Source organism: Microbacterium sp. Soil_C_42 (genome assembly GCF_057656735.1).
This window is the reverse complement of sequence record NZ_JBDGJU010000001.1, coordinates 305,552-317,679: the sequence shown is the minus strand read 5'-3', so window position 1 is coordinate 317,679 and position 12,128 is coordinate 305,552. Positions and strand designations below refer to the sequence as shown.

The following is a 12,128-nucleotide window of genomic DNA, read 5'->3' as shown; positions in this document are numbered from 1 at the left end:
GGGCCGTTCTGCGTTCCGGTGGGGGTCAGCGGAACAGGCTCGTGGTGGCGAGCTCGGTGTCGGCGTACTGGCGGCCCGCCGTAGACAGCGCGGCGTTGATGCTCGTCAGCGACTCCTCGACCTGACGCTGCGTGGCGCGCCACTGCTCGACCACTCCGGCGAAGGCGGCCGAGGCCGCCCCGGTCCACGAGGACTGCAGCTGCGTGAGCTGCGCGAGCATCGCGTTCGACTCCGCCTGCAGCCGGTCGATCGTGCCGCGCACTGTGGCGGTCGAGGTGAGGATGCTGTCGCTGTCGACGGTGAAGACGGCCATTCGGGGCTCCTGATCAACGTGCGGCGGGCCGGATGCCGAGCCGCGGTGAGGCCACGTTAGGGGTCGGACGAGGCTTGGCCGAGGCATCCGTCGTCAGCTGTGCACGATGCGTCGCGGGCCGCGGCTGGGGAGGAGACGCTCATTCTGGAGCGTCGGTGAGCCTCGCCATCGGCTGGGTCGCGAGGTCGACGTGCTCGGCCGCGTCGCGGGCGTCGGCGAGCGGGAACGCCACGCGGAACGTCGCGCCGCCGCCCGGCGTGTCGACGACCCCGACCGAACCGTGCAGCGCCTCGACGATCGACGCGACGATCGACAGGCCCAGACCGGACCCGCCCGTCTCGCGCGTGCGGGACGTGTCGGCGCGCCAGAAGCGCTGGAAGATCTTGTCCTTGATCTGGTCGGGCACGCCCTCGCCGTGGTCGATCACCTCGATCCAGCCCATGCGGTCGCGCACGTCGACTCCGACGCGCAGCTCGACCGGGGACTCTTCCGACGAGTAGCGCCGCGCGTTGCCCAGCAGGTTCGTCACGACCTGGCGGATGCGGTTCTCGTCGCCGAGCACCACCGGAAGGAGCCCGTCGACGGCCGGCCCCGGCTCGGCGTCGGGAAGGATCGTCGGCAGCGCCGCACTCGCCGCGGCGCCCGCCGCCGGCACCGGCTTCGGGCGGCGGCGCAGCAGCGACAGCGTCGCACCTGCGCGCGACATGGCGGACGGCCCGCCGGCACGGCGCTTCGTCTCGGGCGGGACGGATGCCTCGTCCTCGGGCGGCAGCGCGGGCTCGCCGATCGTGGTGTCGATGACGGTGACCGGGCGCATCGGCGAGGCGGCGCGCACGTCGAGGGCGGCGTCCCGGGCGATGGGGCGCAGGTCGACGGGGCCGATCACGACATCGCGGCGCTCGTCGAGCCGGGCCAGTGCGAGCAGATCCTCGACGAGGACACCCATGCGGATGGCCTCCTTCTCGATGCGCTCCATCGACTGGGCGATGTCTTCGTCGCCGCGGATGGCCCCCATGCGGTAGAGCTCGGCGTAGCCGCGCACCGTGACCAGCGGGGTGCGCAGCTCGTGGCTCGCGTCGCCGACGAACCGACGCATCTGCCGCACCGTCGAGTCACGCTGCGAGAGCGCCGCGTCGACGCGGTCGAGCATCGCGTTGATCGCGGTCTTGAGGCGGCCGACCTCGGTCGTCGTGGGCTCGATGTCGGTCATGCGCAGGCTGAAGTCGCCGCCCGCGATGGCGTCGGCGGTCGACTCGACCTGGCCGAGGCTGCGGAAGGTCAGGGTGACGAGGAAGCGCGTCGCCACCGCGCCGGCGATGAGGACCACGAGCGCGAGGATCGAGTAGATGCCGATGTACTGCGCGATCGTGCGGTTGACGGTGCCCAGCGGGAGGGCGACCAGTTGCGGGTAGAGGATGCCGGTGTCTTCGGACTGCTGGATCGACACGGTCGACAGGAACTCGACTTCGCCGTCGCGCGACGTGAGCGGTTCGATAGTGCCGTCGTCCGTGACCGCGGTCTCGGGCGTCAGAGTGCTGGGCACGTCCGGAGCGGGGCCGCCCCGCCCGCCGGCGAGGGCGAGGAGGTTGTCCTCCGGTTGCGTCGGCTCGTAGACGGCGACGAAGTAGTCCGAGCCTGTGTTGTCCTTCTCCTCCACGGTGAGGCGGCCGTCCACCGAGGAGAACTCGAGCAGCGGGGCCGCCGCCTCGCTGCCTCCGAGGGTGAGGAGCTGGGCCTCGACGCCGTCGATCAGCGAGTTGCGCAGGAAGAGCGCGGTGCCGACGCCGGCGGCGATGAGTCCGATCCCGAGGAGCGCGACGGTGACCCCGGTGACCTTCGCGCGCAGACTCGTGCCCCGCCACCACCGGGTGATCGCGTCGGGCTTGTGCGCCAGATCGTCCCCCTCGCTCGCTGCCGCGCCGGGCGGCGCTTCCAGGCTAAGCGGTCTTGCCGGCCTTCAGCATGTAGCCGAAGCCGCGCTTGGTCTGGATGAGCGGCTCGGACGAGTGCGGATCGATCTTGCGGCGCAGGTAAGAGATGTAGCTCTCGACGATCCCCGCGTCGCCGTTGAAGTCGTATTCCCAGACGTGGTCGAGGATCTGGGCCTTCGACAGCACGCGGTTGGGATTGAGCATGAGGTAGCGCAGCAGCTTGAACTCGGTGGGACTGAGGTCGATGGACGCGTCGCCCACCTGCACGTCGTGGGTGTCCTGGTCCATCGTGATCTCGCCGGCGCGGATCACGGACTCCTCGTCGGCCTGCATCGTGCGGCGCAGGATCGCCTGGATGCGGGCGACGATCTCGTCGAGGCTGAAGGGCTTGGTGACGTAGTCGTCGCCGCCGGCGTTGAGGCCGGTGATCTTGTCTTCGGTCTCGTCCTTGGCGGTGAGGAAGAGGATCGGCGCGGTGTAGCCGGCGCCGCGGAGGCGCTTGGTGACGCTGAACCCGTTCATGTCGGGCAGCATCACGTCGAGGATGATGAGATCCGGCTCCTCCTCGAGCACCGCCGAGATCGTCTGGGCGCCGTTCGAGACGGCCCGTACCTGGAATCCGGCGAATCGCAGGCTCGTGATCAGCAGGTCGCGGATGTTCGGTTCGTCGTCCACGACGAGGATGCGCGGTGCGGTCATGCCCTCATTATGTCGGCGGAACCGATGCGGCGCCTGGATATCCGGCGACGCGGCCGAGAATCCGTCAGCCGGCGCTCTGCCGGATCTCGACGCAGCAACGGCCCGCCGCGGGTGCCAGCGCAGGCGTCCGTTCATCGCCGGTGGCGGTCGCGAGGCCCCGGACGAGCGCGAGGTTCGCTCCGCAGATGAGGGCGGTGTGCCGGCTCGCGAGGGCATGGAAGGGGCAGTTCTCGAGCACGAGATCGGCGGCGGATGCTGCGTCCTCCCCGCCGCCCGCGGGGAGCGTGTCCTTCGCGCGCGGCGCGTAGCCGCACAGGGTGAGCGCCGCCTCGAGGTCGGCGCATCCGGCGCCGATCGCAGCGCCTGCGGCGAATGCCTCGGCGTCGAGCGCATCGCGCACCGGCACCCCTCGTTCGTCGGCCTCCGCGGCCGCGGCGGCGAGCAGCTCCCCGGCCAGCTCGTAGTGGCGTTCCGGGATGGTGGCGGCGAGTTCGGCGTCGGCGGCGCGGTAGAGCTTCGCCGGGCGCCCCGCGCCCGGGCCGGTGCGACCCGAACGCCGCTCGTACGACACCGTCAGGAGGCCGGCCTCCGCCAGTCGATCGAGGTTCACCGCCGCCGTGCTCCGCGGCATCCCCAATGCGGCCGCGGCCTCGTCGCGGCCGATCGGACGCTCGGTCGCGAGGCGGTACAGCTCGCGACGCTGCGGATCGGCGAGTGCCGCGACCGCCTCGGCGCGGTTGGGGGTGAGGATGCTCACGGCGTGAGTCTACCTCTAAAACCAGGAATCTTGACAAAAGAATCGGGGAGTTCTACCGTCGGGATCAGACGAGCCGACCGTGCTCAACACGAAGGAGTGGGGATGATGTCGACCCCGGCGCACGCGACGGCGCTGCACGCCCTGCCTGACGAGGCTCCGATCGATCGCGACGCGGCGATGATCGCCGTCGGCGATCTGCTCGCGGCGCTGGGCTTCGATCCGGACGAGGGCGACCTGGCCGAGACGCCGCGGCGCGTCGCCGACGCGTTCATCGAGATGACCACGCCCGAGCCGTTCGAGATGACCACGTTCGCGAACGAGGATGCGTACGACGAGCCGGTCGTCGTACGCGGCATCCCGTTCGTGTCGCTCTGCCGGCACCATCTGCTGCCGTTCCGCGGCACCGCCACGGTGGGCTACGTGCCCGGCGATCGCCTGGTAGGCCTCTCGAAGCTCGCGCGCGTCGTCGCGCACCACGCACGCGGGCTTCAGGTGCAGGAGTCGCTGACGGTGCAGATCGCGCGCACGCTGGAGACCGCACTGGACCCGCGCGGGGTCGGCGTCGTCGTCGAGGCGGAGCACCTGTGCATGTCCGCGCGCGGAGTCCGGACCGACACCGCCCTCACCACGACCACGGCGTTCCGCGGAGCGCTCGCCGCCGACCCGGCGCTGCAGGCACGATTCATCGGAGCGCGCCCCGTCTGACGCGTCGACACGGGCGAGAGGAGTCGTCATGAGCCACATGCTGATCATCGGGGGAGGACTTGCCGGCGGAACGGCCGCCGAGGCCCTGCGCGACGAGGGGTTCGACGGCGACATCACCGTCGTCACCGCCGAGGCGCATCCGCCCTACCAGCGCCCTCCGCTGTCCAAGGGGTATCTCGCGGGGACCGAGGACCTGGATGCCGTCGTCCTGCATCCCGCCGAGTGGTACGAGGAGCGCGGGATCCGCCTGATCACCGGCGTCGCGGTCACCTCCCTCGAGCCCGCCGCGCACGCGGTGGAACTCGAGGACGGTGAGCGGCTGACATACGATGCCGTTCTGCTCGCGACGGGCGCGACACCGCGGATGATCCCGCTGGCCGGCCACGACTTGCCCGGGGTCACGACGCTGCGGCGTCTGGACGACTCCGACGAGCTCAGGGCGCAGCTGCGCGACGGCGGCAAGCGGCTCGTGGTGATCGGCGCGGGCTGGATCGGCATGGAGGTCGCAGCGACGGCGCGCGGATTCGGCAACGAGGTCGCGATCCTCGAGCGCGACGCGGTGCCGCTTGCGATGGCGCTCGGCGCCGAGATGGGGGAGGTCTTCCGCACGCTCCACCTCGAGCACGGTGTCGACCTGCGCACGTCGGTCGACGTGGATCGCATCGTCGGCGACGGGCGTGCCGAAGGTGTCGTCGTCGACGGCGAGACCCTTCCCGCAGACCTCGTACTCGTCGGAGTCGGTGCCTCCCCGAACACGGTGCTCGCCGAGGAGGCGGGGCTCGACATCCTGAACGGGGTCCTGACCGACGAGGCGCTGCGCACCAGCGCGGCCGACGTGTACGCCGCGGGAGACATCGCCAACGCCTTCCACCCCGTGCTGCAGCGGCATCTGCGGAGCGAGCACTGGGCGAATGCGCTGAACGCCGGCAAGGTCGCGGCGCGGTCGATGCTCGGGCAGCCGGCATCCTTCGACGACATCCCGTACTTCTACACGGACCAGTACGACCTCGGCATGGAGCTGTCGGGGTACGCGCCCTTGATGACGGATGCCGAGATCGTGGTGCGCGGCGATCTCGACGCGCGCGAGTTCATCGCCTTCTGGGTGGATGACGGCCGTATCGTCGCGGGCATGAACGTCAACGTGTGGGACGTGAACGACAAGGTGCAGGACCTCATCCGCTCCGGCGCGAGGATCGACCCCGACCGGCTGCGTGACCCCGAGGTTCCGCTGGAGGACCTGATCCCGTGACACTCGCGCCCGACACCGCCTCGGCCCTGCTCGCTCCGGTGCTCGACCTGCCGGGCGGTGCGCTCGACCTGTCGCGGCACATCGCGGTGATGGCGATCGTGAACCGCACGCCGGACTCCTTCTACGACCGCGGGGCGACGTTCGCGCTCGATGCTGCGGTCTCGGCGGGCTTCGCCGCTGTGGAGGCCGGCGCCGAGATCGTGGACGTCGGAGGCGTGAAGTTCGCGCCCGGCCCGCCGGTGCCGGTCGACGAGGAGATCGCTCGCATCGTGCCCGTCGTGCGCGAGCTGGCGCCGGTCGCACGCGTGAGCGTCGACACGTTCCACCCCGATGTCGCGCGGGCGGCGATCGACGCGGGCGCCGCGATCATCAACGACACGACGGGCCTGCACGATCCGCAGATGGCCGAGGTGGTCGCACGGGGCGGCGCCGGGGTGGTGATCGCCCACAGTCTCGCCGCACCTCGCACGCAGCATCCGCTCCCGCACTACGACGACGTGATCGGCGACGTCGCCGAGTTCCTCGTCGCGCGACGCGAGCTGGCGAGAGAGCGCGGCGTCCCTGATTCGCGCATCGTGCTCGATCCGGGCCACGACCTCAACAAGAACACGCGGCAGACCCTCGAGCTCACCCGGCGCCTGGGCGAGCTCGCCGGGCTCGGAGCGCCGCTGCTGGTGGCGCTCTCGAACAAGGACTTCGTCGGCGAAGCCCTCGATCGGGAGAAGGGCGACCGCCTTCCCGGGTCGCTGGCCGCGGCCGTGTTCTGCGCGCTGAACGGCGCGCGCATCGTGCGTGCCCACAACGTGCGCGAGACCGTCGACGCGATGCGCATGGTGGAGGCGATCCTCGGCTGGCGCCGGCCGGCTTACGAGCTGCACAACACCCGACCCGAGGGGAACGACTGATGCCCACCCGCTCCGAGCTCTTCGAGGCCTATGCGCTCCACGGCCGCGACGGCACGCGTGTGCGCATGAACTTCGTCTCGAGCGCCGACGGGGCGGTCACCCTCGATGGTCGCAGCGGCGCGCTCGGCGGCGACACCGACCGCGAGCTCATGCAGGTGCTGCGCGCGATGGCCGACGTCGTGCTCGTCGGTGCCGGCACCGTGCGCGCCGAAGGCTACGGGGGCCTGAAGGTCGATCGGCACGACGTCGAGTGGCGCCGCGCCCGCAGACTCGACGACCAGCCCGCGCTCGCCGTGGTGAGCGGCGGCCTGCACCTCGATCCGGGCGACGCGGTCTTCGCCGAGGCGGTGCGGCGCCCGATGATCGTGACGACGGATGCTGCCGCCGCTGCGGACGGTGAGCGCTTCGAGTCGGTGGCATCGGTGATGGCGTGCGGGGAGGACGGCATCGATCTCGCGGCGATGCTGGACGCGTTCGCGCGTCGCGGCTGGACGCAGGTGCTGTGCGAGGGCGGTCCGCACCTCTTCGGTGCGCTGCTGGAGTCCGACCTCGTCGACGAGGTGTGCGTCACGCTCGCGCCGCGGTTCGTCGGCGGAGAGGCCGGGCGCATCGTGCAGGCCGCCGCCGAGGCGGACCGGCGGTCCACCCTCGAGAGCGTCGTGACCGACGACGAGGGCTTCGTCTTCTTACGCTACGCGCTCGACTGATCCCTTGTCTACTACATACCTAGTGCCGACAGCACTATAAGCGTAGTATGACCTCCGAATCCGAAGGAGAGGAGAGTCATCATGAGCCTCACCGAATCGCGAGAAGAGCTGCGCCTTCAGCTGCGACGTGAACTGCACGCCACGGAAGAGGCCGTCTTCGACGCGCTCGTGAATCCCGGGAAGCAGGAGGTCTGGCTGGCGCCGCCGGGTGCCGGTGCGGTCCAGACGACCGTCGACCTGCGCGTCGGGGGCGCCTGGGAGGCGCGCTTCCATCCGGACCACCTGACCGCCGTGCACGACGTGCAGACCTACCTCGTGATCGATCGCCCGCATCGCCTCGTCACCGATCTGGTATCTCAGTCGACGAGGGGCGGAAAGCCGATGCCGACACTGCACTCCCGTGTCGATATCACGCTCGAGCCCACGGTGTGGGGCACGCTCATGACGGTCGAGCAGACCGGCTTCCCGAGTGTCGACGTGCGCGACTTCTTCGAGTCCGTCGTGTGGCCGGGCGGGTTCGACCGCATCGAGTCGTTCCTCACCGGGCGCTGAAGGCCGGCACCGGCGATCAGTCCAGGGCCGCGCGGACCGCGCGCTCGATGACGGGCCGGATCTCGGCCTCCGGGTCCACGGTCACACGATGCAGCACCAGCCCATCGCCCGCGGCCATGAGCGTGCGGACGGACTCATCGGGCGAGCGAGCACCGATGCGCGCCAGGAGCGCGGTGGTCCACTCGACGAAGAGCCGTCGCTGGGTGAGAAGCGGTTCCAGCAGGTCGGGGTCGCCGGCACCCTCGAGGAAGAGCGCATAGCGGGCTCTCGTGCGCGAAGCGCGTGGTCCGGTCTGAAATGCGATCATGCTGCTGAGCGCCTCGACGAACTGCTCGCGCGTCTCGACCGGAGGCGCTTCGGCCGCCGCGAACTCGGCCCGCTCGGTTTCGGCGAGCCAGGCCACGACGCCGGCGACGAGCGCGTCCCGGGTGCGGAACCAGTTCGAGGTCGATCCCTTCGGCAGGCCGGCGCGCTCGTCGACCCTGGCGTGGGTGAGCGCCCGGATGCCCTGCTCGCCCACGAGCTCGAGCGCGGCTTCGAGCGCGCGATCGCGGGTGGATGCCATGTCCACGACACTAGGCGGAACAACTCCTACTGCAAAAGTAGTAACACTCGGCGTCGCCTCCTCGTTCCGGTTTCGTGAAGTTCGCCGATCGCCCCTGTCGCATCCGCAGGGCCTGTATTAGGTTTCTCGTGATCGCGCCCACGAGGACGCGTGCATCTCGGCGGGCAGAGCCGCTCGCCAGAAAACGGGAGGGTTCTGTGCACATGCGCAAGACATCGACGGCCCGGCTTGCGGGAGGCGCGGTCATCGCCGCCACCGCGGTCGCGCTCGCCCTGGTCGGATCGGGAACCGCGTCGGCGGCCCCGCCGAAGGGGCCCAACAACGGCGGCAACACGCCGAACGGCCCGACGCTCGACATCCAGCTGCTGTCGTTCAACGACTTCCACGGCAATCTGGAGCCGCCCACCGGTTCCAGCGGCCGCCTCAACCTTCCGGGGGGTGGCACGACCGACAGTCTCACTCCTCCCGGAGTCGGCGGTGTCGAATACCTGGCGACCCACCTCGCGCAGGCGCGCGAGGGTCACCGGTACTCGCTCACCGTCGCGGCCGGCGACCTGATCGGCGCATCCCCCCTGCTGTCTGGCGCCTTCCACGACGAGCCGTCCATCGAGGCGCTGAACGCGCTCCACCTCGACGTCTCGGCTGTCGGCAACCACGAGTTCGACGAGGGCTATGTCGAGCTGCAGCGCATGGCGGACGGCGGATGCCTCGACGACGGCGACGGCGAGAACAACCAGAACTCGTGCCCGACCGGCAGCTTCGCCGGCGCCGACTTCGACTACCTCGCCGCGAACGTCGTCTACGAAGGCACGAACGACACGATCCTGCCCGCCTACTCGATCGAGAACATCAAGGGCGCCAAGATCGGCTTCATCGGCATGACGCTCGAGGACACCCCCGACATCGTGACCGCCTCCGGGATCGCGGGCCTCGACTTTAAGGACGAGGTCGAGACGGCGAACGCGCTCGTCCCCGTGCTCAAGGCGAAGGGCGTGAACGCGATCGTGGTGCTGATCCACCAGGGCGGCACACCTCCGTCGAGCGCGGCGTACAACGCGGCGTGCGGCAACGGTGCCGAGATCGCGGCCGACAGCCCGATCATCCCGATCGCGCAGAACCTCGACCCCGCGATCGACCTCATCGTCTCGGGGCACACCCACCAGCCGTACGTCTGCAACATCCCTGACCCCGCGGGCAACGACCGCCTGGTCACGTCGGCGTCCTCGTTCGGCCGGCTGTACACCGAGACCAACCTGACGTACGACAAGCGGACCCAGGACATCGTGCGCACGTCGATCACGAGCGCGAACATGCTGGTGACGCGCAACGTGCCCAAGGATCCGACGGAGACGGCGCTGATCGCCAAGTACCAGGCGCTCGTGGCGCCGATCGCGAGCAAGGTGGTCGGCCAGATCTCGACGACCGTGACGAGGACGGCCAACGTGGCCGGCGAGTCTCCGCTGGGTGATCTGATCGCCGACGCGCAGCTGGCCGATCCGAGCGTCATCGGACCTTACTCCGCCCCCGTCATCGCGCTGATGAACCCGGGCGGGATCCGGGCGGATCTGCCGTTCTCGTCGCCGACGTCGCCGTACGGCGAGCCGGATGGCTCGATCACCTTCGCGGAGGCGTTCACGGTCCAGCCGTTCAACAACTACCTGGTCTCGCTCGACCTCACCGGCGCGCAGATCAAGGAGATCCTGAACGAGCAGTGGACGGCCCCGAACACGGGATCCAACAGGAAGATCCTCCAGGTGAGCGAGGGCTTCTCGTACACCTACTCGGGCACCACGCTCGGGACGGTCACGCTCAACGGGCAGCCGCTCGTCGACACGACGACCTACCGCGTCGTGACGAACAACTTCCTCGCCGGCGGCGGGGATGGCTTCCCGACGTTCCTCGAGGCGGGGAACGTGTACTACGGCGGGCTCGACATCGACGCGTTCTCCGCGTACCTGACGGCGAACAGCCCGTACACGCCGGGACCGCTCGACCGCATCATCGGGGCTCCGTAAGCCCGACCACAGGAGAGCCCGGCGCTGACTCAGCGCCGGGCTCTCCTCATGTGCCGCTCAGGCCGCGAGCGAGTGCGCGTCGAGGATCGTGTACGCGTAGCCCTGCTCGGCGAGGAAGCGCTGGCGGTTCTGCGCGAAGTCCTGGTCGACGGTGTCGCGCGCGATGAGCGTGTAGAAGCTCGCGGTGTGGTTGGACTGCTTCGGCCGCAGCAGGCGTCCGAGGCGCTGGGCCTCCTCCTGACGCGAGCCGAACGACCCCGACACCTGGATGGCGACGGATGCCTCGGGCAGATCGATCGAGAAGTTCGCGACCTTCGACACCACCAGCACGGAGATCTCGCCGACGCGGAACGCCTGGTACAGCTCTTCGCGTTCGTCGATCGGGGTCTGGCCGGTGATCTTCGGAGCGTTGAGCGCTTCGGCGAGGACGTCGATCTGGTCGAGGTACTGGCCGATGATCAGGATGCGCTCGCCCTCGTGCCGCGCGACCAGGTCGCGGACGACCCCGATCTTCGCGGGAGCGGTCGCGGCGAGGCGGTAGCGCTCGTCGTCGGCCGCCGCCGCGTACTCGAGGCGGTCGCCGGCGGGCAGGTCGACGCGCACCTCGTAGCAGACGGCGGGGGAGATGAAGCCCTGTGCCTCGATCTCCTTCCACGGAGCGTCGAACCGCTTGGGACCGATGAGGCTGAACACGTCGCCCTCGCGGCCGTCCTCGCGCACGAGGGTGGCGGTGAGGCCGAGGCGGCGCCGCGCCTGCAGGTCGGCCGTCAGTTTGAATACGGGCGCGGGGAGGAGGTGCACCTCGTCGTACACGATGAGGCCCCAGTCGAGGGCGTCGAGCAGGGCGAGGTGCGCGTACTCTCCCTTCCGCTTCGCGGTGAGGATCTGGTACGTCGCGATCGTGACCGGCTTGATCTCCTTGGTCTGCCCGGAGTACTCGCCGATCTCCTCGGGCGTGAGCGACGTGCGCTTGAGGAGCTCGTCTCGCCACTGACGGGCGCTGACGGTGTTGGTCACGAGGATGAGCGTGGTGGTCTTGGTGTCGGCCATCGCGGCGGCGCCGACGAGCGTCTTTCCTGCGCCACAGGGGAGCACGACGACACCGGACCCGCCCTGCGTGAAGATGTCGACGGCCTGTCGCTGGTACGGCCGCAGGTGCCACCCGTCCTCAGCGAGGTCGATCGGGTGCGGGGTTCCCGGCGTGTAGCCGGCGAGGTCCTCGGCGGGCCAGCCGATCTTCAGCAGCTCCTGCTTGATCTGGCCGCGCGCCCACGCGTCGATGACGTACGTGTCGGGGGAGGGGTGCCCGAGCAGCAGCGGCTGGATGCGCTTGTTCTTCGACACCTCGGCGAGGACCGCAGCATCCGTGGATCTGAGGACCAACTCGCCGTCGCCGCCCTCATCGACGCTGTTGCGCTCGATGACGAGGCGGCCGTACCGGCCCACGGTCTCGGCGATGTCGATCGACACCGACGGGGGCACGGGGAAGCGCGACCAGCGGTCGAGGGTCGCCAGCATGTCTTCGGCGTCGTGGCCGGCGGCGCGTGCGTTCCACAGCCCGAGCCGCGTGATGCGGTAGGTGTGGATGTGCTCGGGCGCGCGCTCGAGCTCCGCGAAGATCGCGAGTTCGTGCCGCGCGCTCTCGGCATCGGGGTGCGCGACCTCGAGAAGCACGGTGCGGTCGCTCTGGACGATGAGGGGGCCGTCAGCCATAACGGACCAGTCTACCG

At 70.0% G+C, this 12,128-nt stretch carries 12 protein-coding genes; 6 read left to right on the top strand and 6 right to left on the bottom strand.

The annotated features are described in order from the left end of the window. Positions 1-25 precede the first annotated feature (25 nt). From AC3A46_RS01445 to AC3A46_RS01430, 4 genes are all read right to left on the bottom strand, one after another. The gene (locus AC3A46_RS01445) at positions 26-313 is read right to left on the bottom strand and encodes a WXG100 family type VII secretion target (protein WP_487663463.1); all 288 of its coding nucleotides are present in this window, start codon (positions 311-313) and stop codon (positions 26-28) included. Between the two features lie 139 nt (positions 314-452). Beyond that, entirely contained in the window at positions 453-2,117 is a 1,665-nt protein-coding gene (locus tag AC3A46_RS01440) for a sensor histidine kinase (RefSeq protein ID WP_487663497.1), read from the bottom strand. A gap of 133 nt (positions 2,118-2,250) precedes the next feature. Further along, positions 2,251-2,943: a response regulator transcription factor gene (locus tag AC3A46_RS01435; RefSeq protein ID WP_045298162.1), complete on the bottom strand. Its 693-nt coding sequence runs from the start codon at positions 2,941-2,943 to the stop codon at positions 2,251-2,253. 64 nt (positions 2,944-3,007) lie between these two features. Then, a complete protein-coding gene (locus AC3A46_RS01430) occupies positions 3,008-3,700 on the bottom strand; it encodes a helix-turn-helix transcriptional regulator (protein ID WP_487663462.1) in 693 nt (230 codons plus the stop codon). Between the two features lie 102 nt (positions 3,701-3,802). On the opposite strand from AC3A46_RS01430, the gene folE reads away from it, so the two are divergent. The 5 genes from folE (at position 3,803) to AC3A46_RS01405 (ending at position 7,818) form a co-directional block, all read left to right on the top strand. Further along, positions 3,803-4,405 (top strand): GTP cyclohydrolase I, encoded by a 603-nt coding sequence (folE, locus tag AC3A46_RS01425; RefSeq protein WP_235560224.1) that lies wholly within the window; start codon positions 3,803-3,805, stop codon positions 4,403-4,405. A gap of 28 nt (positions 4,406-4,433) precedes the next feature. After that, complete coding sequence (locus tag AC3A46_RS01420; RefSeq protein ID WP_487663461.1) at positions 4,434-5,654, top strand: NAD(P)/FAD-dependent oxidoreductase; 1,221 nt, start codon at positions 4,434-4,436, stop codon at positions 5,652-5,654. Beyond that, entirely contained in the window at positions 5,651-6,559 is a 909-nt protein-coding gene (gene folP, locus AC3A46_RS01415; protein ID WP_487663460.1) for a dihydropteroate synthase, read from the top strand. The genes AC3A46_RS01420 and folP overlap by 4 nt, the downstream gene beginning before the upstream one ends. Continuing rightward, complete coding sequence (locus tag AC3A46_RS01410; RefSeq protein WP_487663459.1) at positions 6,559-7,266, top strand: pyrimidine reductase family protein; 708 nt, start codon at positions 6,559-6,561, stop codon at positions 7,264-7,266. Before folP ends, AC3A46_RS01410 begins: the two co-directional genes overlap by 1 nt. A gap of 81 nt (positions 7,267-7,347) precedes the next feature. Next, the gene (locus AC3A46_RS01405) at positions 7,348-7,818 is read left to right on the top strand and encodes an SRPBCC family protein (protein WP_487663458.1); all 471 of its coding nucleotides are present in this window, start codon (positions 7,348-7,350) and stop codon (positions 7,816-7,818) included. Between the two features lie 16 nt (positions 7,819-7,834). On the opposite strand, the gene AC3A46_RS01400 is transcribed toward AC3A46_RS01405, so the two are convergent. Next, positions 7,835-8,383, bottom strand: a complete 549-nt coding sequence (locus AC3A46_RS01400) for a TetR/AcrR family transcriptional regulator (RefSeq protein WP_487663457.1) — start codon at positions 8,381-8,383, stop codon at positions 7,835-7,837. Positions 8,384-8,586: 203 nt separating this feature from the next. Here AC3A46_RS01400 and AC3A46_RS01395 point away from each other — a divergent pair, with 203 nt between their 5' ends. Beyond that, positions 8,587-10,398, top strand: coding sequence for a bifunctional metallophosphatase/5'-nucleotidase (locus AC3A46_RS01395; protein ID WP_056369542.1), 1,812 nt, complete (start codon positions 8,587-8,589; stop codon positions 10,396-10,398). Between the two features lie 57 nt (positions 10,399-10,455). Here AC3A46_RS01395 and AC3A46_RS01390 read toward each other — a convergent pair whose 3' ends face one another. Continuing rightward, entirely contained in the window at positions 10,456-12,111 is a 1,656-nt protein-coding gene (locus tag AC3A46_RS01390) for a DNA repair helicase XPB (RefSeq protein WP_487663456.1), read from the bottom strand. Between the last annotated feature and the right edge of the window lie 17 nt (positions 12,112-12,128).